Here is a 24,411-nt window from a genome sequence, read left to right on the forward strand (position 1 = left end):
CTTTTTCAGCCAGGAGGTCCACCATTGTAGAGAGTATGTCTGATGAAGAAACGAGTGCTGCAACGCCATCCGATCTGGAGCAGGTCTGATGCTCGGGATTATCGGGGGCACCAGCCTGCTATTTGCTGATCTACCTGCGCTTGAGAAGAGAGACGTAGCCACCCCATACGGCAAGGCGGAGGTGCATACCGGAGAGTTTGCGCTGCTGATGCGCCACCAGCACAACCTTCCGCCGCATAGGATCAACTACCGCGCCTGCCTTGCTGCGCTTGCGGTTCTGGGGGTGGATGAGATCGTCGCGTTCGGTTCGTCAGGGTCTCTGAAACACGAGATCGAGCCCGGCTCGATCGTCATCCCGACAGACTATCTCAGCTTCGCCGAGATCCCCTCCGTCTACGAGTCCACCATCGAACACGTCCGACCTGAACTCGACGCAGACCTTGTCCAAACCCTCGGCGGCCTGGTGCCGGAGGCGAGGGTCGGCGGGGTCTACGCCCAGACGCGTGGGCCAAGGATAGAGACCGTCTCCGAGGTACGGGCTCTTGCAAGTGTGGCGGATCTCGTAGGGATGACCGTTGCAAGTGAGGCGACGCTCGCCCTTGAACTCGGGATGCGGTTTGCCGCCATCTGCACCGTGGATAATTACGCAAACGGTCTTGGGGGAGAGACCCTGACCTATGAACATATCCTCGCCACCTCCAGGGCGAACGCCCGAAGGACAGAGAGAATCCTTGAGAGGATTGTGGAGCAACTTGGATGAATGATACCTTTTCCACCACAGGATCGACCCTGATCGCCGGGGTCACCACCATCGATGGTTCGGCCGCTGATATAGGGATCGACGAGAGCGGCACCATCGTCGCGATCGGGAAGGACGCAAAAGGGGCGATCGACGCCGATATAATCATCGATGGTTCTGACAGGCTCGCAGTCCCGGGACTGGTAAACACCCATACTCACGCCGCGATGAGTCTTTTGCGGGGGTATGCGGACGATATGCTACTCCAGGACTGGCTCTCAGAGAAGATCTGGCCGCTTGAGGCCCACCTATCCGGCGACGACGTCTACGCGGGGACGCGACTTGCCTGCCTGGAGATGATCAGGAGCGGCACCGTCGCGTTCAACGATATGTACTTCTTCATGGACAGGGCCACAGCGGCGGTCGATGAGATGGGAATGAAGGCAACGCTCGCCTACGGGTTCATCGACCTTGGCATGGAGGAGAAACGCGAGGCCGAGATCAGGGCGACGGAGGCACTGGTCCGCCACATCGCCTCGCTCAACAACCCCCGAATTCAGGCGGCCGTCGGGCCGCACTCTGTGTACACCGTCTCCCCCGAGGGTCTAACCTGGTGTGCCGATTTTGCAAAAGAACAGAATATCGGCATCCATGTCCATCTCTCCGAGACCGAGAAGGAGGTCACCGACTGCCTGGCGCAGTATGGAAAACGCCCCGCGTATCTCCTCGACGAATGTGGTTGTCTCACCCCGCGGACGGTCGCCGCGCACTGCTGCTGGCTCGATGAGTCTGAGTGCCGTCTCCTCGGACAGCGCGGAGTCCACGTCTCCCACAACCCGGCGAGCAACATGAAACTTGCCGTCAACCGGGCGATGCCCTGCCACTGGCTGGAACAGTATGGGGCCGGTCTAACCCTCGGGACAGATGGCTGCTCCTCAAACAACAACCTGGATCTCTTTGAGGAGATGAAGTTTGCAGCACTGTTGCAGAAGTTCGCCTGGAACTCCCCGACCCTCCTCCCCGCTGGCAAGGTGCTCGCGATGGCGACGGCGGGGGGTGCCCGTGCTCTCGGCACAGGCCCCGGGTCGCTGACAGTCGGCACTCCGGCAGATATCGTCCTCATCGATACACGGGCGGTCTGCAACACGCCGCTATTCCACGCTGACTCAAACCTTGTTTACGCCTGTAACGGTGGAGCGGTCATGACCGTCCTCTGCCAGGGTAGGATCCTGATGCACGAGCGGGAAGTTCCGGGAGAGGAGGAGATCGTCAGGGAGGCCGCTGCTGCCGCCAGAGCGCTTGTTGAACGAGCAAGAGATGGGGAGTGAATCCCGGGGTTCCGGGGACTATCCACTATTATTTTTTCAGATCACCGACTCTGGAGGGCCTGTGGCTGAAAGATAAGTCGCAAAATCCTTCCCGGGGGGTGTATCGATGGAGAGTTGCCACCCGGGGAGGGCGGGAGGGGAAGATATCTCTGGAACGGCCAAAACCTGCTCTCCAATCAGGGTCGTCTTGACTCACAGGGGACACCCGTCTGGCAGAGACCGCAACTAGGGACCGGAAACCCAAGTTCGCCCTCTACGTGGGGTATTGCCGTCTTCCGGATATAGGCAAAGCATCGCTCTTTATCGTGCCCCGCCTCCGAGATCGCGCCTGCCGGACAGCGTCGGATACAGGCATCGCACTCTCCCCCGGCGAGACGTAGACAGTACTCTGTTCTGTTGTGATAGGGTCTCGGTGTTGCCGGAAGGTCTACGTCGGCCACAACCGAACCCAGGCGCACTGCTTTGCCCCGCTCCGTGATCAGCCCATCACAGAGACCGAACGTCCCGAGACCTGATGCGTAAGCAGCGTGCCGTTCTGACCAGCGTGAAGCGATCCCAAACCGCTCCGAGACCTCGCGCCTGAACTCCGGCAGCCTGACCGGAGCGACGGCAGGGTGTCCGGCCTCGATAAGAACGCGGGTAAGGTGGTCGCGGATGCGGTCGTTTACAGCCTCCCCGTAGAGCCTGGCAAGGCTCCAGCGGCGTGAGGGAAACAAGGTGCATGTCCTATGCTCGCGCCGGGTCGCTTCGGTCTGCGGCAGCACCCAGACTATAACAGCAAGATCGGAGGCTGCAGTATCGATCCCGGGAAATCTGAGCTGGAACACCTCAAGGGGCGTCCAGTAAAACGGTCCGATCGTCTCCTTAAACTCAGCGTACAGCGGATCGTCCCCGCGCGAGACACCGATGAGCGGACTGTCCCAGACAGGTTCCGCAAGATCCGGGCCCAGCCTGTTCAGATCAGGATCGGCCAGGAGTGACTCGATCTCGTGTATGATCTCCTCGACACCAGATCCCCCGTGCATAACATAACCCGCTGAACTCGGTTTCACGCCGTCTCGATCTTTGACTCGTCCTCAAGACCGAGTTCCTTTATCGCGCTTTCTCGCATCTTGAACTTCATGATCTTGCCTGAGACCGTCATGGGGAAGTCGTCGACAAACTTGATATAGCGCGGGATCTTGAAGTGCGCAATCCGGCCGCGGCAGAACTCACGCACCTCCTCCTCCGTCAGTCTCTCGCCGTTATCGACCTTGATCCATGCCATAAGTTCCTCGCCGTACTTCCTGTCCGGCACCCCGATCACATAGGCGTCAGCGATCTTCGGGTGAGTGTGGAGGAACTCCTCGATCTCGCGGGGATAGATGTTCTCCCCGCCGCGGATCACCATATCCTTCAGGCGGCCAACGATCTTGAGATAGTTTTCTTCGTCCATCACCCCGAGATCTCCCGTATGGTTCCAGCCATTCTCGTCGATTGTTGCCCGGGTAGCGTTCGGATTGTTGTAGTAACACCGCATCACGCAATATCCGCGGGCACAGATCTCACCGGTCTCGCCCCGCGGTACAATCCTCTTCGTATTCGGGTCAACGATCTTGACCTCGGTGTAGGGGAAGGGTCTTCCCACTGTCGATACACGCCGGTCCAGGGGGTCATCGGTCGTAGTCATCGTGATCCCCGGTGAGGTCTCGGTCTGGCCGTAGACGATCACGATCTCGGACATGTGCATCCTCCGGTTGACCTCCCGCATCACCTCGGTCGGGCATGGCGAACCTGCCATGATCCCAGTCCTTAGCGAGTCCAGCCGATAGTTCTCGAAATTAGGGTGCGCAAGTTCAGCGATAAACATCGTCGGCACCCCGTGGAGGGCTGTGCAGCGCTCGTCCTGCACGGTTTTAAGGACGGCCTCCGCATCAAAGACTGGCGATGGCAGCACCATTGTGGTGCCATGTGTAACGCAGGCCATGTTGGAGAGGACCATGCCAAAACAGTGGTAGAATGGCACAGGGATACAGAGACGATCCGCCGGGGAGAACTTCATTCCCTCCCCGATGAAGAAACCGTTGTTCAGGATGTTGTGGTGTGTCAGGACAACACCCTTCGGGAATCCGGTTGTTCCGCTGGTATACTGGATGTTGACCGGGTCGTCGAAGTCAAGCGACTCCTCCCTCTCCAGGAGTTCTTCTGGAGCGATGAGATCGGCCATCTCCATGAGATCGTCCCAGGTGTACATGCCGTTGTAGGGGATATCTCCCAGGAATATGACGTTCCTCAAGAACGGGAACCTGTCACTATCTATCCGACCGGGCTTCGCCTCAAACGCTTCAGGACACGACTCATAGAACATCCCGACGTAGTCGGAGGTCTTGAACCGGCCCTGGATGAAGAGCGTCTGCACCTCGGACTGTTTCATCGCATACTCAAACTCGTATGTCCGGTATGCAGGGTTGATGTTCACCATTATAGCGCCGATCTTTGCTGTGGCAAACTGGACAAGCACCCACTCAGCGTAGTTCAGCGCCCATATGGCAACCCTGTCTCCACGCTCCACGTCAAGCGCCATCAGGGCGCGTGCCAGGGTATTGACACGATCGAGAAACTCCGCATACGTCCACCTGATACCCTGTTGGACGGAAACGAGTGCCTCGTTATCGGGGTGCGCCGCGGCTATACGGTTCAACATTTCACCAATGGTGACGCCGAGCAGAGGTATCTGCGAGGTTCCACATGTGTAACTGCCCTCAACCATTCCATATAAATGGGTGTCGGTGGCGTTATATGATTACTGGTTTTTTCCAGACGCAATCATTATACTGCATTGCCTTCAATGTAGTAGAGGACAATGGGGTCGTGGCCTAGTCCGGAATGGCGACGGGCTCCAGCGGTCTTTGCACATGATGAACAATGGGTCTCCTGATTGATGGATGATGACCCGTTGGAGCACTGATGCATGTTCGGAGAGACCCGTCGATCGTGAGTTCAAATCTCACCGACCCCACATTTTACAACTTTTGATGGGTAGGCCTGTCCACACTCTTCTTCTGCTGGCTAAATCTTCTTCTGCTGGCTAAAATCCCCAGAGCGATGAGAGTTACGCCGGGCGCGATCAACCCGCAGGTGTGTTCTCTCCTGGCCAACATGGTGCATCCCGCGCGCTCATCTGGACCCATCACGGAGATACTGGCGCGCATAAATATGACTGTGGGCAGCAATCAGTCCTTACTCACCGGGGGTTTTTCCGTCCAGGATAGATACGGTCTAACCGGGAGGTCTTTAAACCAGTTCAACCAACATTTCAGCACCTATCTGAGGGCACCTATATGTATCTCATCGGAGAAGCACTGGTTGGTGACGGCGCAGAACTTGCGCACGTAGACCTTATCATGGGAAACAAAGAAGGACCTGTAGGACAGGCGTTTGCAAACGCCCTCTCGCAACTCTCCAGGGGTCACACCCCGCTCCTTGCGGTCATAAGGCCAAACCTGCCTGCAAAACCCTCGACCATCATCATCCCGAAGGTCACCCTGAAAAAAGAGTATCAGGTGAACCAGATCTTCGGGCCTGTGCAGTCAGCGGTGGCAAAGGCCGTCGCCGACTCGGTTGAGGAGGGCGTCTTTGAAGGGGTCGATATCGAGGATACCGTCATCATGGTAAGCGTCTTTGTCCACCCGACTGCCGAGGACTACAACAGGTTATACCGGTTCAACTACGGCGCGACGAAACTCGCGATCCGCCGGGCACTCGATCGGTTCCCTGATCTCGATACGCTCCTTCACGAGAAAGATCGGGCAGCCCATGCTGTAATGGGATTCAAGGTTCAGCGTCTCTGGAACCCGCCCTACCTGCAGGTTGCGATGGACCTTGTTGACAGAAACCATATGCAAAAGGTCCTTGAAGAACTGCCGGAGAGCGACCACCTGATCATCGAGGCCGGAACACCTCTTATCAAGAAGTTTGGACTCTCGATCATCTCCGAGATCCGCAAGATCCGGCAGAGCGCGTTCATCGTCGCCGACCTCAAAACCCTGGATACCGGGAACCTGGAGGCCCGCATGGCCGCTGACGCCGGTGCTGACGCCGTTGTGATCTCCGGTCTTGCCCCGCCATCGACGATCGAGAAGGCCATCCAGGAAGCCCGGAAGACCGGTATCTACACTGTGTTAGACACGCTCAACGTCAGTGATCCGGTTGCTGTCATCGGGCAATTGAAGTTGAAGCCTGATGTTGTTGAACTACACAGGGCTATCGACATCGAGGATACCGATCACGCCTGGGGCGATATCCCGGCAATCAGGAAGGCAGGCGGTGAGAGGATGCTGATCGCGACTGCGGGCGGCATCAGGCAGCATGTTGTGAAGGATGCTCTCAGGGCTGGTGCTGACATCGTGGTGGTTGGCCGGGCAATAACCGCAAGCAAGGACATCAAACATGCGGCTGAAGAGTTTCTGGAAGAACTGAACACCGAAGAGGTTGACCAGTTCAGGATAATGACCGATTTCTAAGGTTATATTATAACCCTTTTTCCTGTCCGGCAACGGTTCCTGGAGGAGTTCCCATTAAAGAGAGGGTATGTCTTCAAGTATCAATGGCAAAACAGTCGATACGTGTGCAGGCACCGACAGGGACGGAGCGGCAACTATTTTTGTCTGGATCTCCTATTTATGCTGATAAGTCCGGGGCAGTAGGGTAGCCTGGTCCATCCTAGAGCGTTTGGGACGCTTTGACGGCAGTTCAAATCTGCCCTGCCCCATTTCTGTCATGAACCGAAATACTGCCTGCGAGATCTACCGCCGCCTCCTTGCGCGCTACCCGATCATCGATGACAGGCGTCATTTCATAGAGTTTCATAACCCCTTTGAGGCTTTGATCCTGACGATCCTATCCGCGCAGACGACAGACCGCGCAGTCAACGCCGTTCGCGACGAACTCTTTTCCCGTTATCCGACTCCAGAGACCCTCGCCAGCGCCGAACCAGAAGAGGTCGAACAAATCATAAGGAGCATAGGTTTCCATCACATGAAAGCCCGCTATATCGTCGGCGCGGCAAAAAAGATTGTTTCTGAGTTCGGTGGCGAGGTTCCTCAGACCATGGAAGGGCTGCTGTCCCTACCGGGCGTCGGCAGGAAGACCGCAAACATCGTCCTCTCACATGCGTTCGGGATCAACGCCGGTATACCTGTCGATACACACGTTCGCCGGGTTTCAAGACGGTTGGGTCTCACCCTGAGGATAGACCCCGACGTCATTGAGAGAGATCTCATGACGCTCTTTCCGCAGGAGGTCTGGGGAGACATCAACTACCTGCTGATCCGTCATGGGCGCGCTGTCTGCATGGCGCGGAATCCGAAGCACGACGAGTGTGTGGTAGCAGACCTCTGCCAGTATTACCAGGAGATGCGGACCGTAGAGGAAGAAGGCGGTATGAAGCGAGGATGTCTGCACAAAATGTTACGTTGAACTCAAAAAGTCCCACCGATCAAGGCCCGTGCAATCAGGTAACAGCCTCCTGAAACCGCTGCCGCCGCCGGGATGGTCAGGATCCACGCGATCAGGATCTCGCGAACCACTCCCCACTTGACTGCCGAGTAGCCCCGGGTAGCGCCGACACCCATAATCGCACCTGTTGCCGCATGAGTCGTCGAGACCGGGATGCCGAATGCAGTCATCAGAGAGAGGACACCACCCGCCGCGGTTGATGCGGAGAAACCCTGGTATGGCCGGATCCGCGTGATCTTGTTGGCCATCCTGTCGATGACCCGCCACCCACCAAGGAGGGTTCCAAGTGATATGGCAAGTGAAGATGCAAAAATGACCCAGAGTGGGACAGAAAACTCGGCGATCAGTCCCCCTGCGAGGAGCATGGCGGTTATGATACCCATTGCATTCTGAGCATCGTTGCTGCCGTGGCCGATGGCCTGAAAGGATCCGGAAAAGATCTGGAGGATCTTAAAAAGCCTGGAGAGACGCCTTGGCGGGTAGTTACGAAAGATGCAGGTTATAATGATGGCGATGACAAACGCTGAGAGAAAACCAAGCATTGGAGAGATAACAATGAAGATGATAACCGCAAGGAGGCCCCCGATTTTCAAAAAACCTGTTGCAATGGCGAGCGGGATTATCACCGTCACCCCGATGAGCCCGCCAACAATAACGTTCCAGGGTTTAAAGTCTTCCCTCCTGTGCGCAATTGCAACAGTGGCTACCACCCCGATAACGGCACCTGCAATGGCGTAAAGGGCAGTCTGCTTCATCAGCGCAAAAGGCGGCCAGAGGATCGCTCCTTGCCCGGCAGCAACCATCCCTGCCCCAAGCAACCCACCGATAAGAGCATGGCTGCTCGATACCGGAATCCCGAAGAATGATGTTATCAAAACCCAGAGCACAGCGCCGATCATCGCCATCAAGATCATCAGCGGCGTGATAAAGACCGGATCGACTATCCCTTTACCGATAGTCGCTGCAATCGCAGTTGTAAAGAGCAGTGGCCCCAGAAGGTTGAATACACCGGCCAGGAGGACCGCCTGCAGAGGTGTCAGGGCTTTTGTCGCGACGATGGTGGCGATCGAGTTTGCAGCATCGTTCAGGCCGTTTGCAAAATTAAAGAGCAGTGCAAGAAGGATACCGAGAACGATGATCGGGTCCATAGTGCTCAGGAGTGTCTGATGGCTATGTCGCTCAAAACGTTGGCGGCGTCCTCACACTTATCGGTCGCTATCTCAAGGTTTTCGTAGACATCTTTGAGCTTGATGATGGTGATGGCATCCCCCGTTCGGAAGAGGTCCATGATAGCGTGACCTAGAACCGTATCCGCAACGTTTTCCAGGCGGTTCACCTCTATGCACCGTTCCTCGATCTGGCTGGGGTTCTTTATGTTACGGATGCTGTTTACAGCTCTCTCGATCTCAATGACACTGAGCTGGATCAGTTTTGCGAGCTCGATCATTGAGTTGTCGGTCGCGGTGATGCCATAACTGTACATCTGCTGCATTGTACCGTCGATGTAGTCCAGGATATCATCGAGCGCTGATGCAAGTCGGGAGATCTCTTCGGGTTCAAGCGGGGTGATAAAAGTCAGGTTCAGTTGCTCGTAGATCTGATGTGCGATCTCATCCCCCTCGTGCTCGATCTCTTTCATCGTGCGACACTGCTCTTTTATGTTCTCGATCTTCTCGAAATTTTCGATGAACTCGACAAGCATATCAGCTGCAGAGACAACCGTCCGGGCCATCCTGTCGAAAAGATCAAAAAACACCTTATCCTGCGGAACCACCCACTCCTTGATCCCCACAATGATCAATATAGCGTTTTTTCTTCAAGGCCTATATAGCGTTCGATCGGATCAGTTTAATCGGCGGAGGAGACGCTGAACAGTGCCAAACATCCTGGATTTCATAAATCAGTTTTACAACATATCTTGATACACCGTGACAACGCGGCGGGATTATGTACTTATGAGTTTTGCTATGTTTGCAATTATATCAGGGCAAATGGGAGTATCACCCCCTCTGGACCACGGTTACGAGATCGCTACAGGGACTCCCATCAAAGATCTGGTGGTGGACTCTCCTCTCCAGGACGCAGGAGGGGGTGTTGAACGTAAAAACTGGCAGGATGTATGGTCCTGCTCATGGAATCCTCTCCCCGACTTCAGTCGGAGTGGTTGATGCTGACCCCGGAACACCTTCTTCATCCGGGGCGCTCTTTAGCATGCTGCGGATGTAGTTAAGGTCGTCCTCATCTGCCACGATCTCATAAAGTATGGTTCCCAGATTTGGACAACGTTTTGTAAAGGGCAGTAATATCCGTCCTTTTTTAACCTGTAGTCCCACAAGCATCGGTTCTTTCAGGAGCATCCGGATACCTTTGAAGACAAAACCCGGAGGTATCTCGTAGTACTCTTTGCAGTGTCGCTTGACGTAACTGTTTACCTCCTCCGGTGTCGCGTCCATGAGGAGCACCTTCCCACCGAGGCTGTTTACGCAACAGGATGGCATCATATCCTGTTCGTCTTTATACGAATAAATACCTTGCCTTGTTCTGTTACCGTCACTGCGCGCACCAGGTGTTTTTAAGCCCATTCATAAGTTACCCGCCGGTCGACTTAATGCCTTAAGATGCCAACCTATCTTAGCGTGGAGCACGAACCGGCGGTCAAAAAGGTCCTCTACTGGTGCGACCGGTGCAATGTTCCTCTCATCGGGCGCACCTGTGGCTGCAAGGCAAGTTCAAGAGAGGTAGCGTTGCTGCCACCGCATGATCTCCGGCCAGCGCTTGCGGCGGATATGGCCCTCATCAAACGCCTTCTTGCCGACCGATTTGGGGAGATACCTCTGCCGAGCGTTGTGCTGCTTAACAAGACCGGGGGAGTCGACAGGGCCGATCTTGTGATCGTGAACGGTGAGCGATTCGGGTGGCTCACGTTTGACCCCATCACACGACAATACAGCCTTGATATCGCGCCAGAAGCGATCGCCTGGATCCTCCCGCACGCAACCCGGGGTGTCGTTGACCTGGAGTCCGAGCCTGCCGTGCGCGCCCACAGGGGCCGTATCGGTGGGAAACGGTTTCCTCTCTCGACCCCCGTGAGAGACGGGACGGTCATAGTCTCCTACAAAAACCGGTTCGGCACCGGGACGGTCAGGGACGGGCAGGTGCGGGTGAAGGAGCTCGTCTCTGTTGAGACGCGCGCCAGGCCTGACCCGGGATGGGATATAGTTATAGAGAGGAACCGATACCACTTGAAGAACCTGGAGCGTAACGCTGTTCGTACCATTAGAAAACACATGAACGACCGGCCTTGCGTGAATGTCTCATTCTCCGGCGGCAAGGACAGCACCGCCGTCCTTCACCTCGCCAGAAAGGCCGGCGTGGAGAGGGCGTTCTTCATCGATACCGGGCTCGAACTTCCGGAGACTGTTGAGTTTGCGGAGTCTCAGGGTGTCGAGATCATACGTAAGGGCGGCGATTTTTTCGAGGCCGTTGAGAAGGCCGGGCCACCAGCAAAAGATCGTCGCTGGTGCTGTAAACTCCTGAAGCTCCAGCCTTTGAAGATCTACCTGGCCGGGACGGGGCCATGTGTCACCATCCAGGGGAACCGCTGGTATGAGTCCTGGAACCGCGCCGATCTAGATGAAACCAGCCAGAACCCGGCTAACCCACTGCAGGTGAACGTCTCACCGATCCGGAACTGGCGCGCGCTTGAAGTCTTCCTCTACCTCTGGTGGCAGGGTGTTCCCCTAAACCCGCTATACGAAAAGGGACTTGAGCGGATTGGGTGTTACCTCTGTCCGGCGGTCCTGGAGAGCGAGTACGACACGCTAAGAGATTTGCATCCAGAACTTACGGGGCCGTGGGATGAATTCCTGGCCCGCTGGGCGGAGAGGAAAGGCCTGCCGGAGGCTTACTATCGCTGGGGGCTATGGCGGTGGCGGGCTCTGCCCCCGAAGATGCGGGAGGTCTGCAAGGAACACGGCATCTCCCTCAAAGATGACTTCACCCTGAAAGCGGCCCCGGTGAATGATGTGACAGATATGGCAGCAAAGAAGAGATCAGCAACCCTTGAACCGGCACCGCCGGCAGAGATTGAGTTTAATCCGGACGAGATCCGGCGAGATTTTCCGGTTCTGGGCGACATAATCTACCTGGACAATGCGGCGACTACGTTTTCGCCAAAACCGGTCGTGGATGCGCTCGTCGAATTTGAGTACAATTACAGGGCAAATGTCGGCCGGGGCGTCCACAGGCTGACGCAGATAGCGACACAGCGTTACTGGCATGCTCACGAGAAGGTGGCCCGTTTTATCGGCGGCGAGGCGGGGGTCACGGTATTTACGAAGAACACCACTGAGGCTATCAACATGGTGGCGCAGGGTCTCTCCTGGAGATCGGGCGACCGTGTGGTGACCACCATCCTTGAGCACCATTCAAACCTCCTTCCCTGGAGGGCGCTTGCAAACCGTGGAGTTGCGCTCGATCTGATCGAGATCGATGCTGACTACGCACCAGATCTTACCGCGCTTGAGGAGAGCCTCTCCGGCGGCAGTGTCAGGCTCGTTGCTGTGACACACGCCTCAAACGCCCTTGGGGTTGTGACGCCTGTACCGGAGATCGCGCGGCTTTGCCGGGAGTACGGTGCGCTACTCCTGGTGGATGGGGCGCAGTCGCTCCCGCACATTCCGGTCGACGTCTCAACATTGGATTGCGACTTCCTCTGTTTCTCGGGGCACAAGATCTTCGGGCCGACCGGTACCGGTGTCCTCTGGATGCGTTCAGCGCTTATCGAGCCACTGGTTCTCGGTGGCGGGATGGTCGCGAGCGTGACATCGGATGGTTACGTCCCGGCGGAGGGGTACCTCCGCTACGAGGCGGGGACGCCGAACATTGGCGGTGGTATTGCGCTCGGCGTCGCTGTGGACTACCTTTCGGCGATAGGGATGGATCGAATCCATAGACACGAAGAACGTCTTACCGCGCGGCTGATCGAGGGTCTCTCTGCGATTGATGGGGTCAGGGTCTATGCAGGGAAAAGACCCGATGCCCGGATAGGGGTCGTCTCGTTCACTATCGACGAAGTTCACCCACAGGAGGCCGCGCAGATGCTTGATGAGGAAGCGGACATCATGGTGCGCTCGGGGCACCACTGCTGTCAACCGCTGATGGATTACCTTGGACTCCCGGAGGGGACTGTTAGGGCGAGCATGGCAGCCTTCACCACAGAGCAGGAGATCGAGTTGCTCATTGCGACAGTCGCCGAGATCAGCAGGGGACGGTAGAGCCAGATCCCAACACCACCACGCTGTCTGCGTGGGTGGACATACCCTGGTACGAGCGGCAAAAATGGGGTTTCTTTTTGTCAGGCTGGGGATGAGTTGTGCCCTCTGCTGAAGGTGGACAGCAGGGAGTGGTGATGATCAACGGGCGATTAACTTTCCCCCAGGCATGTAGAGAAATAAGGGGGGGAAACCTCCTATTAGCCGCAGGTGGGATTGTTTCCGGGATAGTTCACCGTATCCACTGCCCATGGGGGTGGTGGGGGTGCCACGAAAAGGACGGCGAAAGTAGGCAGGTCCTGTCATTTCAGGCCATATCATCAGTCAGCCCCTCGCCTTCTGCGCAAACCCTCTATGCGGATCGTTTTTGGCGGATAGAGGTCTCCCACGCCGAGAACCCTACCTCTTAACCCCTGAGATTCTCTCAGCGTGCGTAAAGACGGCCATCTCGGGGGTTCCCACAGACCCAACCAGGCAAAGGCCCCCTCCCCTCGCGACATCCACCGCAAGCGCGGTAGGCAGATCGGTGGAGACCAGCACAGGTATGCCCGCCGTCAGACATTTCCTGACCATCTCTGTGGTTACCGTGCCGGTGCTGAGCACGGTTATCTGTGATAAATCAAGACCATCACGCAGCCCATGACCGATCACCCGGTCAAGGGCGTTATGCCGGTCGAGGTCTTCAGCGCAGGTAATAACACGGCCGTCATCCATAAGCGCCACCACATCTAGAGGGGATGAAGGCCGAAGTGCAGCGAGGGCGGCCTGGAGATCCGTGATGCTGACCGTAAGGTCTGAATCGATCGCTGGCAGTCGTTCTGTGTCGATATAGGAGACCGAACCGCCACACCCCGATAGAATGGTCTTTTTCACGCTGCCCCTCCTGAATGGGTTCTTTGTGAGAACGCTAATCCGGTTGTCCTCGATCCTGATCGACTCTATCTCATCCGCGCTCCTGACGATCTCCTCGGTATACAGGTAACCCGTGATGAAGTCTTGAAACCCGCCCGGGCTCAGGATCACGGTTGTAAGGTGGCGACCGTTGACAAAGACCGCTACCGGTGTCTCCTCAACGACTTTCCGAACGACCCGTCTGCCGTCGATCGTGACACACTGCATCTCCCTGAACATCTGGAACTCCCGGTTTAGCCGCCTGGGGTGAAGGCTGAAATGATTCTCCTGAATGTGACTCCTCCCCCAGCTGAAGTTGGGGGGGCATCCTGGGATATCATCCTTGATATTGCAGTCCCAATCTCATAATATTGATCGCCGCGTTCTAGTCACAGTTCGTGATCAACCTAAATTGCGGGGCAGGAATAAAAACGGTCAGAAAGCGTCTTTCTGACGATAATCCCACACATGGAAGACTGCTGCGATGTATTCCTGGGATTCACCAGGATCGCAGGAGAACCAGCCTCTTCCGCTTTGTTCTCTGTGATAGTGATGAACTGATTCTAGCCGACATCTGGAATGCTATTTGTCAGAAGGTGTTCTGTTTTGTGATAAGATTATTAGTTTCGTATAACAAAACCGATTCGCCCTTAGTTTCATAAAGATTTTTTCGATACGCTAAAGTATCATTATAGCCTTCCCGACAGATATCTTGACTTTGCTCGACTTTTGAGGCCCGTCGTTTCGTCGGATAGAGTTGATTCTGATACGTTTTATGCATTGTATAATAATGGTTGTTAGTGAACTAACCCGCGCCTCTCCATCTCGCGTCAACAACCCCGGGCCATGCGTGCGGTCAGTCCGGGGGGGCGAGACGCCAGGCTGACCGGAAAGGTCTACATTGATGCCGATGGTGCTCCCCTCGATGAAAGTCACCAGGGGACGCTCGACCTTTTCTCGGCCGGCGCTGCCGGTGGCGATGTATGGCGTGAGCAAGGAACCGGCCCCGGGTTTTCTGCATCGTTAGAGCCGATCCCTTCGACCACCCCCTCGACACCATAAAGGAGTCACAGGGTCAAGGGGTGTCACAGGAAAGAATGCTTCTCGAACACCTGGTCTACTCGACGGCGATCGCGATCGTCCTTGGCATGCTCTACTACATAAGGTATGTGGGTGAGGAGAGGAATCACGCCTGGATCATTGTTGCGAGCGCGTATCTGCCGGATCTCGATATAGTCGCGGATGACCTGTTGCAGAGCATCGGGATCACGGTCATGATACACGGGAGCCCCATCACGCACGGCAACTTCCACAACGTAGGGGTCATGCTGGCGTATGCGGTCTTCGTCGCGCTCCTGCTCCACCCTGCCGGGGTTAGACTGGTTGACTCTTTCTTCTTTGCCGCTGCAGGCTTCGGGGCGCACCTCTTCGAGGACGCCCTTGTATACAAGAGAGGATATGCGCTATTCTGGCCGCTCTCCACTCAGCGCTACAGTATCGGGGCATTTGAGTATACTCGTGACTGGTATGGAGTCGCGAATACTGAGGTCTTGATCGTCGGGGTCATTGCACTGCTCGGCGCTCTGTTGTTGTGGTGGGTGTGCGAGAAGAAGGGCTGGATCGGGGGTGGTGGAGGGATATCTGGATAGGTGAAGATGGGGGTAGGTAGCCCATGAGACGAAGAGACAGGAATGGGAACGTCTTCACATCCCATGATCCTTGACCTTACGGCTCCTTTCCAGCCTGGATTTTCTTGAGCACCGCCCTACATCCTGCCCGCAGAACCCCCTGTAAGATCCTTTTTATTCCTATAAGCCCTCACCCTATGGTATGATCCTCGAAGAGGTCGTCAACTTCACGGAAGAGCACGACGCGGCGGATTTTGTCGGTTTTCTGAAGAGCAAGGGCTGCCGCGCCAGAAGGGAGGTCCGGGGGTTCGCCAACGCCGATGAGGTGCTGGAGGGTTCGCTTGATGACCTGATAGCCTGTTTTGAGAAGGCTGCAGCACTGATTGAGGAAGAGGCTGAAGAAAAACCTGAAGAAGTGTCCGAAGAAGAGGCTTCAGAGGACGCCCTGTGGTTCCGGGAGAGAGCGGAGAGGTACCGGCGCCAGCGCGACCGGATCGTGGAACTGCTGGAGGGGCATAAGCCTGGGGACACCCTCTACACCGAGGATGACCTCAAACGGTCGCAGGAGGAGTTGTTCACCAGGGCGGCGGAGAAGATCCAGGCATGGATTGATAAGAACAAGGACGCCAGCATGGAACTGGACGAAACGGTGCTGTTCGAGAGCATGATCGGTGACCATGATCTCCTTCCCGGAAAAGTTCCCCCCTTCATGCTTCATGCCATGCTGATGGCAAACGAGATCGTCGAGGAGACGCCCGAAGGCTACCGGCTGGTCAGGGAGATCCCCGCAGGGCAGATCGTGGCGGAGGTCTCGCCCGATAAAATGCCGGATATCGACACCGACCTTCTGGAGGAGTGCGGGCTGAAGATCAAGGCCGTCTACTGGATCGACCCTGTTTATCAGGTTATTATCGATCCCGCGGTTTACTTTGCCTGCGACCTGGACGAGGTGCTCGCCGCCCTTGAGGGCACAACGGTGGATATCGAATCCGTGGCCACCCTAGAAGAGAACCTCAGGGTGAAGGGTTTCATCATCGCGACACTCCTCGATGCGGTGATGCAGACACCAGGCATCTCGGTTGACGAACTTTCAGGCATTCTTAAGGTGGAGAGAGACGATGAGGATGGAAACTCCATGATGTTTGAGGTTGCCATCGACCGGCACACAACCTCAAACATCGTCGCCGAACTGCGCAAGCAGGGCATCCTTGCCGGGAGCGATCAGAAGGTTAAGATCGCGGGGACGCCCGCTGGCAGGAAGAAAAAGAGATAAGGCACCGGGAAAGGGAAGAGACGGGTTACCGCTCTCATCTTTCCGCCATTCTACCCTGAAGATACACTGGTTTTCGGTTCTGGAGGCTGCCCTTAACCCCTGGTTCCATCTCCATAGGGTTCCTGCGGAGTTGCTGACCGTATTCCGATGACAACCCCCCACCCACCCGGCCGCTTTCTGGGGCTGCGGTGTGTGGGGCCTAGTGATAAGGCCCACGGAGGCCGTGCATGGGGGGGGTGGAAACGAGATATCGAGGGTATCGTAGAGGGTTTCACCGAGAAACCAGAAAGGTAGCCTCCTGGAGACCGTATCAACGGAAAAATCGCCTTCTCAGAAGGCATTCTCAGAAAAAGATTGGGTTCTGGTTTTTGAGGATTATTCGGTCGTCTTTCCATCAAAGTGCTCGTTGTCGGCCATGGCCTCCTCACGAGTCCTGTGCACGACCCCATCGCGGTGCTCAGGCGGTGAGTATATCGTGTAGAGCTTGAGTGGAGCCTTCTTTGAGGTGTTGATCACGTTGTGGTTCGCGCCGTTTGGTACAACCACAGCGCTCCCGTCCTTTACCTGGTGCTCAACACCATCGATCACGACTACGCCCTCACCCTCTTCGAACCGGAAGAACTGATCGACGTCCTCGTGCACCTCCGCACCGATCTCCTCGCCGGGTTTGAGGCACATCAGCACAACCTGACTGTGGTTCCCTGTATACAGAACCCGGCGGAAGTAGGTGTTCTTCTTCGTCTCGGACTCTATATCAGTTACAAATCCTTTCTTCATTGCACAACCCCCTGAGTGTTATCGATAAACTGATAACATTAATCTTATATGGAACTGCTGATACTTAACATTTGAGCCTTTTTATCGTCGTGACCCTCACGAAACCTTCTTTGGCACTGAGTATAGACCTTGAAGCGATATATCCCTGCACCATGAGCCTTCCTCACTCTTTCTACGAACGCGATACTGTGGCCGTTGCCCGTGACCTGCTCGGTTGTCTGCTCATCCACCAGGAGGATGCCGGAACGACCGCCGGCAGGATCGTCGAGGTCGAGGCCTATCTACAGAACGACCCTGCGGCCCACTCCTACCGGGGGATGACAGAGAGGAACAGAGCAATGTTCGGCCCCCCCGGCCACGCTTACGTCTACCGGATCTACGGGCTCCACACCTGCGTCAACGTCGTGACCGGAGCGGAGGGCACGGGAGAGGCCGTCCTGATACGGGCGCTCGAACCGGTTGCCGGGATCGACCTTATGCAGGCGCGGCGGGGGAGAGATGACCCGATCTCACTTGCAAACGGCCCGGGAAAACTGACGGAGGCGCTCGGTATAACGATCGACCTGGACGGAACCTCGCTCTCTGACGGTCCGCTGCGGGTCCACGCTGCAGTGGGCCGCAGGGAAGAGATCGTCCAGACGATCCGGGTCGGGATCACGAAGGCGGCGGACCTCCCTCTCAGGTTTTACCTGAAAGGGAACCCATACATCTCGCGGCGGTGATATCGGGGGAGCCCCACAACCCTTCCCCGACAAAAGCAGTTATCCCTCACCGGAGAGATAACTTACGTTCATGCCCCAAGCCCGCCATCCCGCCTCATCCTTCGACGTCTTCAACGTTTACTTCGAAAGGATCTACGACCCGACGATGCACGTGGTCTTCACGTTCGACGGTGAGATCGAGGCAGAGATCATGCGAGAGGCGACGATGAGGCTGATCGCATCAGACCCCTATCTTCGGTCGCGCTACACGGAGGTCGATGGCCTACCGGTCTGGGAGGAGATCCCACCAGAGTGCCGGGACGGCGCGTTCTTCATCGAAAAGCGCAGCTGGCCGCTCACGCCGCCCCCGCCGCCCCCGCCGCCGCTTGACGTCCGAAAGGGGCCGCAGGTTCGGGTCGGGCTATACCGGGGGGATGAGGGTGACCGTCTAGCGGTCACCTGCCATCACGGGTTCTGCGACGCCGGTGGCGCCCTTGCCATTGCCCGGGACGTCTTCTCGGTCTACCGGAGACTCATGGAGAGCCCCGACCACCGGCCGACAGAGCGAAAGCCCTGTGACCGGAGCATAAAGAGAATCCTCACCCTCCACTCCGAGGAGGAGAAAAGAGGGGCGCTTGCCGAGGAGGAACCTTTCGTCGATCGCTGGAGTTTCCCGGCCGAGCATCCTGGCCGGGGAAGACCCAGGGTTGCGTTCAGGACTCTTGCGCCCGAAAGGCTCGAACTTATGAAAGCGTTTGGAAAGGAGCACGGGGCCACTGTTAACGACGTCCTGATCGCTGCGTTCTTCCTGGCCTTCCGAAATATCCGGGACGACCCTTCTGACATCGGGTCACCCCGCTCCATCCTGACATCGGCCGATCTCCGGCGGAGATACCCGGGGCTCTACGACGATTGCCCCATCGCGAACCTCTCCGCCGCCTACGAGATCACCATCACCGCCGGGGAGGGGGCGGGGCTTGAGGATATCATAGATGACGTTACGACGATAACGGCACGCCGGAAGGCCGGACACCTCGGGCTTGCGGCAATCCTCTTCTACGAGGGGATCATGGCCCGCGGGATGCCAGCGGTGCTGGAGTTCTTTGACGATATGATCGAGCGTTACACTATCTCCGGGCTCAAGAACCCGGTCTTCTCCAACCTCGGGGTCTTTGACCCCGGCGAGTTTCTCCCCGTCCCGGGGAAGGGAAGGAGCAACCTCGACCTCCTGGATGTCCAGTACCTCCCCTGCGTCTGCTGGCCCTACGGGTTCCTGATGATAGCATCCACCTTCCGCGACCGCCTGACCCTCGCCACCGCGTACGAAGAAGGGCCCTACTCAGCGGCGGTGGTGGAGCGGTTCCTGGGCTATGTGGACGGCTACCTGCCGTGAGGTGGTGGTGGGAGAGCTACCACGACCTCCAGAGGCTTTTCTGGCGCCAGGCGGGTGTTTCACTTTCGGATCAGGCTTTTCCCGGCGCTCCAGGCATTCCCGACGGTCTCGCCGAGACCGTGGTAAGCGTTGTCGACCATGGTCAGGATGAGCGGATTGATGGTCACGTAGTCGGGTTTCCCATCAACTATTACCCCTTCATCAGCATATGCTGCCACGATCTCGCCGATGAAGGCCGTGTGACTGGGCAACGGAACGGTCTGGAAGACACGGCACTCAAAATTGACCGGGCACTCTCTGATCATGGGTGCGTTCTTGAGTTTCCCGTAGAAGACATCAAAGACTCCTGATTTATCGACCTCGGCCCCAGATACCAGCCCGCAGTAGTCAGTCTTATCCACAATGGCCGGTGACGGGACGTTCACAGAGAATGTTCCGGTCTCCAGGATCCCCTTTGTTGTATGGTGGTTCTTTGCAAGTGCACAGAGGATCATCGGCGGATTTCCGTTCACCTGCGAGCACCAGCCCGCGGCCATGAAGTTCACCTTTCCGCTAACCTCTGCCCCAACAAGCACGATCGGCATCGGGAGGGCAAAGTTTCTATTGATCTCTTTTTTCTCCATGGTTATCACCTCACCTGAGCGCGAAACACGGCAAGTCTGTCAGCTGCGATGAGACCTGGGGTCTCTTCATGCTACTGATGGACTCTCCGTTATGGTAAAATAGACTCTTTGAAGATATATATGGTATACAGGTGTTTTGGTAAGATACTTACATCGGTGTAACTATGGCCTACACAAAGAACGGTAAGACCTTCCACTGCCCGATCGAGGCGGCCCTCGATGTCATCGGCGGTAAGTGGAAGCCGCTGATACTCTGGCACCTTTGCGACGGGATCAAGCGATTCTCTGAGCTGCAGCGCGAACTCCCCGGTGTCAACGCAAAGATGCTCACGCGACAGCTCCGTGAACTCGAGGAGGACGGTCTTGTGATGCGGACGGTCTACCCGGAGGTGCCGCCACGGGTGGAGTACGCCATCACCGAGTTTGGAAAGACTCTGCTCCCGGTGATGGAAGCACTCTGTGCCTGGGGTCTTGATTACCTGGGTATCGAGGATGGGACCGCATGCCAGTGCACAAAAGATGGGGGAGGTTGAAACGGCAATGCAGGATGCCGGTCATGCTGAGAGGCTGAGAAGTCATCAAACCATCGAGCTGAGATCTCTCCTGAACCACTTACTTTTCCCATACCTCCCGCCCACCTGCAAGGGTCGGAGGTAGAGTATCGCGATGAGGGGTTGGGCTGATGGGGAAGGGGGATGAAAAATGCTCCACTACCATCCCCCGGTCTCTCCCTGGAATAGCGTCTTGCAAAAACCCGGCCGCACTCGCATCCAGATAGAGGGTGGTCCGCGGCGAAGGGCATCCACCGGAACCCGTCCCGTGAGGTTCATCAAACCAGGACACAGCCAGACGGTAATGCTTGATGGCCTCTCCAGAAACTTCCGGCGGTTTGCCCAAATTCTTTATATGCCTCCGCTGATAATGTTTAGGTATGAAACCTACAAACGCTGAAGCACCTGGAAACGCTGAAGCGTACTGTCTTCTTCGCCGATAGCCATGCGAAAAAGAACGTAACTGTTTTCGACACCACGCTGCGCGACGGTGAACAAACACCGGGCATCTCGTTCACGCTCGAAGAGAAGCTCGCTATTGCCGAACAGCTCTCAAAAATAGGGGTCCATGCCATCGAGGCAGGGTTCCCTGCGTCCTCGGAGACCGAACGCCAGAGCGTCAGGGCCATCGTGGGTCTGGGCCTCTCGTCACAGGTCTGTGGACTGGCACGATCGCTCACCTCTGATGTGGATGCATGCATCGACTGCGATGTCGATATGGTTCATGTCTTCATCCCGACCTCAGACGTCCAGAGGGAGTACACCATCCGCAAGACGCGAGAACAGGTACTTGAGACGGTCAACGAGATCATCACGTATGCGCGTGACCACGTCGACCTGTGCATGTTCTCGCCGATGGATGCCACCAGGACCGACTGGAACTACCTGATCCAGGTCTGTCGCACCGCGGTGGATGCAGGAGCCACGATCGTCAACGTCCCGGACACCGTCGGTGTGATCACGCCGGCGGCGATGAAACGCCTCATCGAGAGGATCAGGAGCGAGGTGAACTGCCCGATCGACGTCCACTGCCACAACGATTTCGGGCTTGCTGTGGCAAACACCCTGGCGGCGGTCGAGGCCGGAGCCTCGCAGGTCCAGGTGACGGTGAACGGCCTCGGGGAGCGGGCGGGGAACGCCGACCTCGCGCAGACGGTGATGGCCCTCACGTCCATCTACGGGATCGATACAGGCATCCGGACGACAGGACTGGTTGAGACCTCAAGGCTTGTATCACGATATTCCGGGATCAGCATCCCGCCAACCCAGCCGATCGTCGGCGAGAACGCCTTTGCCCACGAGAGCGGGATCCACTCCCATGGCGTTATCACGCGCTCGGATACCTTTGAGCCCGGGATCATGACGCCGGAGATGGTCGGCCACCGGCGCAGGCTTAAACTCGGGAAACACGCCGGGAGACACGCTGTCAGACAGATGCTGACGGAGGTGCACATCGAGCCAACCGATGCGCAGCTCGACGAGATCATCCAGCGGGTGAAGGCGATTTCCGGGAAGGGTAAGCGGGTGACAGACGCAGACCTCTACGAGATCGCGGAGAGCGTCATGCACCTTGTACCCGACGAGAAAGCCCTGGAACTCCAGGACGTCGCGATCATGACCGGGAACCATGTGATCCCTACAGCAAGCGTCAGGGCGCTGGTCGATGGGAAAGAGCACATCTTCTCGAGCGTCGGCAGCGGTCCTGTGGATGCGGCCGTGAAGGCGATTCTCGGGATCATGCCGGCCCCGATTCAGTTGAAGGAGTTCAATATCGAGGCAATCTCGGGGGGCACCGATGCAATCGGGCACGTCACGATCGCCGTCGAGGACGAGAAGGGCCGGGTATTTGACGCCACTTCGGCAAGCGACGACATCATCCTGGCGTCGGTCGAGGCTGTGGTCAACGCGATCAACCTGGTCTGCAGGATGCACAAACACGACCGGAACCAGGAAGACTGAGAGAGACCCCCTATCACCTTTCCCCATTTTACAAAACCTTTTCTTGAACCGCGGTAGAGATTCGATAACTGCCCGGGGCCGGATAGAGGTCTCGATGATAGTGTCTGCGTGGACCGGGTATGAGTGTCTCCAGCAGTCTGGACGGCCGGCCCGCCGGGAAAGTGGATTGGCGGTGGTTGGCGATTGGCCTGGAAGACCGTGAGATGGACGGGAAGAGGGTTTTCTGGAGCGATTCGCCGGGGCGGTGGTACAACCCTCTACCGGACACTGTATCAATGGAGAATCACCCCCTTACGGGGGTGGGGCTGACAGGGAGGGGGCGGAACGGCCCCGCACCTGTCTTTACAGGCTCCCGGGGCACCCCTACCACGATGGTGGTAGACCCCGCTGCCTCGCACCGTCTGCGGCCTCCCAGGTGGCAATGCAGAACAACGACAAAAAGAGCGGCAGGTCTCGCCGGAGTGGTTTATTCATGTGAAAACGATTGTTTGGTTCAGGCCGCGCCTGGAGGTTTCTGTTTACCTTCGAGCACATCCCGGATCTGGGACGAGAGCTGCTCGTACCTCTCCTGCAGCGCCTTCTCCTGCTTCTCAAGCGACTTGACTCTGAGTTCAAGCGTCTCGATACGCTCGTTTAGGGCTGCAACCACCTGCTCCTTGCTCTTCTGCATCATGACGCTGCCGACGTTCATGAAGACCGCCGCATCCTCCTGGACGTCGGCCAGATCCTCGAGCGCACGCCTGGCCTCGCGGATCGTCATATCATACTGCGCCTTCTGCGTGATCACGGTCTGCAGCTGCTGCTGCATCTGCTGGAGCATCGCCAGCTGATTCTGTAGTTTTGGCGGAACGTTCTCCATATTACATCTCCTCCTCGATTACAACAAAGATAGATAAATAACAGTTATCTCATCTGCGACAGGCAGGTTTCACCCTGCCACTCCTTTTACAGGTTAGAGCAGCGAACCCCATTAAATGTAGGGTTCAGGCTGGAGGACTCTCCCCTGAGGAGAGAGCGATCTCCCGCACCTCAACCGCTATATTGACCAGTCGAAGCCAGGTGTTCAGGGCCGCACGAAGCGCCGGGATATCCGCAGCACTCACCTCAAGAACTAGATTCTCCTCATCCTCAAGTCTAACCCCTGCCGACGAACGCTCACCGACCTCCCCCTCCTCCTGGCAGACGGAGAGGTAGATTGCACGGGCATCGGGAACCGTAAACCGGAATACCGCTGAATGTCTCATGGCGCCACCGTCAGGGTATAGCGTCGCCGCTGCCTCCCGTCAAACACGATCCGGTGTTCCGGGAGCGTATCCGCCCAAAAGACCATATCGACCAGACCCTCGAGCGCCGCGGCGACAGCATGGTCGGAGATCGTGAGCCCGCGAGAGATTGCACCTTCCCGCTCCTCGACCACAAACGAGAGAACCCGAACATCGGCAACAACCTCGCCGTCCGAAAAAACCTGAATAAGAAAATATTGACCGGACCTCGAGACGATCAGAACCGGCCCCTCATGGGACGACAGGAGATCATCCATCCCCATCTTCCCACGGGTGGTATATTCGGCGCCGATCGCAAACGCCAGATCCCGTGCAAGTGACCGCACCTCGGGAGCCGGTTTGCGCGACGTCGTGACGACCTTCATCGAGCCTTCAGGTCTTTTATCGCGGCCCCGCGCTCCTTAAAGAGGATGCGGTGCCCACAGTAGGGACAGCGTATATTGATATCTATCTCAACCTTCTGCTTACAGCGAGCGCACTTGTAGGCAACCACGTC

26 protein-coding genes and 2 tRNA genes are annotated in these 24,411 nt (G+C 56.9%); 14 read left to right on the plus strand and 14 right to left on the minus strand.

From position 1 onward, the window contains the following. Window positions 1–88: 88 nt before the first annotated feature. Window positions 89–760 carry an MTAP family purine nucleoside phosphorylase gene (locus QMC91_RS00900; RefSeq protein WP_300234002.1) on the plus strand — a complete coding sequence of 224 codons (672 nt, stop codon included), beginning with the start codon at window positions 89–91 and terminating at the stop codon, window positions 758–760. After that, complete coding sequence (locus QMC91_RS00905) at window positions 757–2,067, plus strand: amidohydrolase (protein ID WP_300234004.1); 1,311 nt, start codon at window positions 757–759, stop codon at window positions 2,065–2,067. The genes QMC91_RS00900 and QMC91_RS00905 overlap by 4 nt, the downstream gene beginning before the upstream one ends. A 176-nt stretch (window positions 2,068–2,243) precedes the next feature. On the opposite strand, the gene QMC91_RS00910 is transcribed toward QMC91_RS00905, so the two are convergent. Together QMC91_RS00910 and QMC91_RS00915 are read right to left on the minus strand one after the other, a co-directional pair. Continuing rightward, window positions 2,244–3,092: a 4Fe-4S ferredoxin gene (locus QMC91_RS00910; RefSeq protein ID WP_300234006.1), complete on the minus strand. Its 849-nt coding sequence runs from the start codon at window positions 3,090–3,092 to the stop codon at window positions 2,244–2,246. Window positions 3,093–3,115: 23 nt separating this feature from the next. Beyond that, window positions 3,116–4,816 carry an AMP-binding protein gene (locus QMC91_RS00915; protein WP_300234008.1) on the minus strand — a complete coding sequence of 567 codons (1,701 nt, stop codon included), beginning with the start codon at window positions 4,814–4,816 and terminating at the stop codon, window positions 3,116–3,118. 95 nt (window positions 4,817–4,911) lie between these two features. Here QMC91_RS00915 and QMC91_RS00920 point away from each other — a divergent pair. From QMC91_RS00920 to nth, 4 genes are all read left to right on the plus strand, one after another. Continuing rightward, window positions 4,912–5,065 (plus strand) — tRNA-Trp (locus QMC91_RS00920). Between the two features lie 322 nt (window positions 5,066–5,387). Continuing rightward, complete coding sequence (locus QMC91_RS00925; RefSeq protein ID WP_300234010.1) at window positions 5,388–6,569, plus strand: bifunctional 5,6,7,8-tetrahydromethanopterin hydro-lyase/3-hexulose-6-phosphate synthase; 1,182 nt, start codon at window positions 5,388–5,390, stop codon at window positions 6,567–6,569. Between the two features lie 173 nt (window positions 6,570–6,742). Beyond that, window positions 6,743–6,817 (plus strand) — tRNA-Pro (locus QMC91_RS00930). A gap of 8 nt (window positions 6,818–6,825) precedes the next feature. Then, window positions 6,826–7,524, plus strand: coding sequence for an endonuclease III (gene nth / locus QMC91_RS00935; protein ID WP_300234013.1), 699 nt, complete (start codon window positions 6,826–6,828; stop codon window positions 7,522–7,524). A 2-nt stretch (window positions 7,525–7,526) separates the two neighbouring features. Here nth and QMC91_RS00940 read toward each other — a convergent pair whose 3' ends face one another. The 3 genes from QMC91_RS00940 to QMC91_RS00950 all read right to left on the minus strand — a co-directional run bounded on the left by QMC91_RS00940 (window position 7,527) and on the right by QMC91_RS00950 (window position 10,064). Then, entirely contained in the window at window positions 7,527–8,711 is a 1,185-nt protein-coding gene (locus tag QMC91_RS00940) for an inorganic phosphate transporter (protein WP_300234016.1), read from the minus strand. A 5-nt stretch (window positions 8,712–8,716) separates the two neighbouring features. After that, a complete protein-coding gene (locus QMC91_RS00945; protein WP_300234131.1) occupies window positions 8,717–9,355 on the minus strand; it encodes a DUF47 family protein in 639 nt (212 codons plus the stop codon). A 337-nt stretch (window positions 9,356–9,692) separates the two neighbouring features. Then, entirely contained in the window at window positions 9,693–10,064 is a 372-nt protein-coding gene (locus QMC91_RS00950) for a DUF1894 domain-containing protein (RefSeq protein ID WP_300234019.1), read from the minus strand. A 117-nt stretch (window positions 10,065–10,181) separates the two neighbouring features. Here QMC91_RS00950 and QMC91_RS00955 point away from each other — a divergent pair, with 117 nt between their 5' ends. Continuing rightward, on the plus strand, window positions 10,182–12,839 hold the full coding sequence (locus tag QMC91_RS00955; protein ID WP_300234022.1) for an aminotransferase class V-fold PLP-dependent enzyme: 2,658 nt from the start codon (window positions 10,182–10,184) through the stop codon (window positions 12,837–12,839). Between the two features lie 396 nt (window positions 12,840–13,235). Here the strand turns inward: QMC91_RS00955 and QMC91_RS00960 are convergent, their stop codons facing one another. The 3 genes from QMC91_RS00960 to QMC91_RS09945 form a co-directional block, all read right to left on the minus strand. After that, window positions 13,236–13,967 carry a formate dehydrogenase accessory sulfurtransferase FdhD gene (locus QMC91_RS00960; protein WP_300234025.1) on the minus strand — a complete coding sequence of 244 codons (732 nt, stop codon included), beginning with the start codon at window positions 13,965–13,967 and terminating at the stop codon, window positions 13,236–13,238. Between the two features lie 167 nt (window positions 13,968–14,134). After that, window positions 14,135–14,281 (minus strand): zinc ribbon domain-containing protein, encoded by a 147-nt coding sequence (locus QMC91_RS09940; protein ID WP_366944347.1) that lies wholly within the window; start codon window positions 14,279–14,281, stop codon window positions 14,135–14,137. Window positions 14,282–14,316: 35 nt separating this feature from the next. After that, on the minus strand, window positions 14,317–14,508 hold the full coding sequence (locus QMC91_RS09945; protein WP_366944344.1) for a helix-turn-helix domain-containing protein: 192 nt from the start codon (window positions 14,506–14,508) through the stop codon (window positions 14,317–14,319). 65 nt (window positions 14,509–14,573) lie between these two features. Here QMC91_RS09945 and QMC91_RS00965 point away from each other — a divergent pair, with 65 nt between their 5' ends. From QMC91_RS00965 to QMC91_RS00975, 3 genes are all read left to right on the plus strand, one after another. After that, entirely contained in the window at window positions 14,574–14,789 is a 216-nt protein-coding gene (locus QMC91_RS00965) for a hypothetical protein (RefSeq protein WP_300234027.1), read from the plus strand. A 35-nt stretch (window positions 14,790–14,824) separates the two neighbouring features. After that, window positions 14,825–15,376, plus strand: coding sequence for a metal-dependent hydrolase (locus QMC91_RS00970; protein WP_300234029.1), 552 nt, complete (start codon window positions 14,825–14,827; stop codon window positions 15,374–15,376). A gap of 181 nt (window positions 15,377–15,557) precedes the next feature. Continuing rightward, window positions 15,558–16,628, plus strand: a complete 1,071-nt coding sequence (locus tag QMC91_RS00975) for a hypothetical protein (protein WP_300234032.1) — start codon at window positions 15,558–15,560, stop codon at window positions 16,626–16,628. Window positions 16,629–17,003: 375 nt separating this feature from the next. Here the strand turns inward: QMC91_RS00975 and QMC91_RS00980 are convergent, their stop codons facing one another. Continuing rightward, entirely contained in the window at window positions 17,004–17,405 is a 402-nt protein-coding gene (locus QMC91_RS00980) for a cupin domain-containing protein (protein ID WP_300234035.1), read from the minus strand. 110 nt (window positions 17,406–17,515) lie between these two features. Here QMC91_RS00980 and QMC91_RS00985 point away from each other — a divergent pair, with 110 nt between their 5' ends. Then, complete coding sequence (locus tag QMC91_RS00985) at window positions 17,516–18,127, plus strand: DNA-3-methyladenine glycosylase (RefSeq protein WP_300234037.1); 612 nt, start codon at window positions 17,516–17,518, stop codon at window positions 18,125–18,127. Window positions 18,128–18,197: 70 nt separating this feature from the next. Continuing rightward, the gene (locus tag QMC91_RS00990) at window positions 18,198–19,499 is read left to right on the plus strand and encodes a condensation protein (RefSeq protein ID WP_300234039.1); all 1,302 of its coding nucleotides are present in this window, start codon (window positions 18,198–18,200) and stop codon (window positions 19,497–19,499) included. A gap of 59 nt (window positions 19,500–19,558) precedes the next feature. Here the strand turns inward: QMC91_RS00990 and QMC91_RS00995 are convergent, their stop codons facing one another. Further along, entirely contained in the window at window positions 19,559–20,122 is a 564-nt protein-coding gene (locus tag QMC91_RS00995) for a flavin reductase family protein (protein WP_300234042.1), read from the minus strand. Window positions 20,123–20,286: 164 nt separating this feature from the next. Here QMC91_RS00995 and QMC91_RS01000 point away from each other — a divergent pair, with 164 nt between their 5' ends. Both QMC91_RS01000 and QMC91_RS01005 read left to right on the plus strand, forming a co-directional pair. Beyond that, window positions 20,287–20,655, plus strand: coding sequence for a helix-turn-helix domain-containing protein (locus QMC91_RS01000; RefSeq protein WP_300234046.1), 369 nt, complete (start codon window positions 20,287–20,289; stop codon window positions 20,653–20,655). 432 nt (window positions 20,656–21,087) lie between these two features. Next, window positions 21,088–22,632, plus strand: coding sequence for a 2-isopropylmalate synthase (locus QMC91_RS01005; protein ID WP_300234134.1), 1,545 nt, complete (start codon window positions 21,088–21,090; stop codon window positions 22,630–22,632). A gap of 493 nt (window positions 22,633–23,125) precedes the next feature. Here QMC91_RS01005 and QMC91_RS01010 read toward each other — a convergent pair whose 3' ends face one another. From QMC91_RS01010 to QMC91_RS01025, 4 genes are all read right to left on the minus strand, one after another. Then, window positions 23,126–23,491, minus strand: a complete 366-nt coding sequence (locus QMC91_RS01010; RefSeq protein ID WP_300234049.1) for a prefoldin subunit beta — start codon at window positions 23,489–23,491, stop codon at window positions 23,126–23,128. A 124-nt stretch (window positions 23,492–23,615) separates the two neighbouring features. Next, window positions 23,616–23,876, minus strand: a complete 261-nt coding sequence (locus QMC91_RS01015; RefSeq protein WP_300234052.1) for a KEOPS complex subunit Pcc1 — start codon at window positions 23,874–23,876, stop codon at window positions 23,616–23,618. Next, window positions 23,873–24,280 (minus strand): hypothetical protein, encoded by a 408-nt coding sequence (locus tag QMC91_RS01020; RefSeq protein ID WP_300234054.1) that lies wholly within the window; start codon window positions 24,278–24,280, stop codon window positions 23,873–23,875. The genes QMC91_RS01015 and QMC91_RS01020 overlap by 4 nt, the downstream gene beginning before the upstream one ends. Continuing rightward, a complete protein-coding gene (locus QMC91_RS01025; RefSeq protein WP_300234056.1) occupies window positions 24,277–24,408 on the minus strand; it encodes a DNA-directed RNA polymerase subunit P in 132 nt (43 codons plus the stop codon). The genes QMC91_RS01020 and QMC91_RS01025 overlap by 4 nt, the downstream gene beginning before the upstream one ends. Window positions 24,409–24,411 lie beyond the last annotated feature (3 nt).

The sequence above is a fragment of the Methanoculleus sp. genome (assembly GCF_030019085.1).
GTDB lineage: Archaea > Halobacteriota > Methanomicrobia > Methanomicrobiales > Methanoculleaceae > Methanoculleus.

Coding starts and splice junctions, on each gene's coding strand:
- QMC91_RS00900 (WP_300234002.1), top strand. CDS start 89: ATGCTCGGGATTATCGGGGGCACCAGCCTGCTATTTGCTGATCTACCT.
- QMC91_RS00905 (WP_300234004.1), top strand. CDS start 757: ATGAATGATACCTTTTCCACCACAGGATCGACCCTGATCGCCGGGGTC.
- QMC91_RS00910 (WP_300234006.1), bottom strand. CDS start 3,092: ATGCACGGGGGATCTGGTGTCGAGGAGATCATACACGAGATCGAGTCA.
- QMC91_RS00915 (WP_300234008.1), bottom strand. CDS start 4,816: ATGGTTGAGGGCAGTTACACATGTGGAACCTCGCAGATACCTCTGCTC.
- QMC91_RS00925 (WP_300234010.1), top strand. CDS start 5,388: ATGTATCTCATCGGAGAAGCACTGGTTGGTGACGGCGCAGAACTTGCG.
- nth (WP_300234013.1), top strand. CDS start 6,826: ATGAACCGAAATACTGCCTGCGAGATCTACCGCCGCCTCCTTGCGCGC.
- QMC91_RS00940 (WP_300234016.1), bottom strand. CDS start 8,711: ATGGACCCGATCATCGTTCTCGGTATCCTTCTTGCACTGCTCTTTAAT.
- QMC91_RS00950 (WP_300234019.1), bottom strand. CDS start 10,064: ATGATGCCATCCTGTTGCGTAAACAGCCTCGGTGGGAAGGTGCTCCTC.
- QMC91_RS00955 (WP_300234022.1), top strand. CDS start 10,182: ATGCCAACCTATCTTAGCGTGGAGCACGAACCGGCGGTCAAAAAGGTC.
- QMC91_RS00960 (WP_300234025.1), bottom strand. CDS start 13,967: ATGTTCAGGGAGATGCAGTGTGTCACGATCGACGGCAGACGGGTCGTT.
- QMC91_RS09945 (WP_366944344.1), bottom strand. CDS start 14,508: ATGCATAAAACGTATCAGAATCAACTCTATCCGACGAAACGACGGGCC.
- QMC91_RS00965 (WP_300234027.1), top strand. CDS start 14,574: ATGCGTGCGGTCAGTCCGGGGGGGCGAGACGCCAGGCTGACCGGAAAG.
- QMC91_RS00970 (WP_300234029.1), top strand. CDS start 14,825: ATGCTTCTCGAACACCTGGTCTACTCGACGGCGATCGCGATCGTCCTT.
- QMC91_RS00975 (WP_300234032.1), top strand. CDS start 15,558: ATGATCCTCGAAGAGGTCGTCAACTTCACGGAAGAGCACGACGCGGCG.
- QMC91_RS00980 (WP_300234035.1), bottom strand. CDS start 17,405: ATGAAGAAAGGATTTGTAACTGATATAGAGTCCGAGACGAAGAAGAAC.
- QMC91_RS00990 (WP_300234039.1), top strand. CDS start 18,198: ATGCCCCAAGCCCGCCATCCCGCCTCATCCTTCGACGTCTTCAACGTT.
- QMC91_RS00995 (WP_300234042.1), bottom strand. CDS start 20,122: ATGGAGAAAAAAGAGATCAATAGAAACTTTGCCCTCCCGATGCCGATC.
- QMC91_RS01000 (WP_300234046.1), top strand. CDS start 20,287: ATGGCCTACACAAAGAACGGTAAGACCTTCCACTGCCCGATCGAGGCG.
- QMC91_RS01010 (WP_300234049.1), bottom strand. CDS start 23,491: ATGGAGAACGTTCCGCCAAAACTACAGAATCAGCTGGCGATGCTCCAG.
- QMC91_RS01015 (WP_300234052.1), bottom strand. CDS start 23,876: ATGAGACATTCAGCGGTATTCCGGTTTACGGTTCCCGATGCCCGTGCA.
- QMC91_RS01020 (WP_300234054.1), bottom strand. CDS start 24,280: ATGAAGGTCGTCACGACGTCGCGCAAACCGGCTCCCGAGGTGCGGTCA.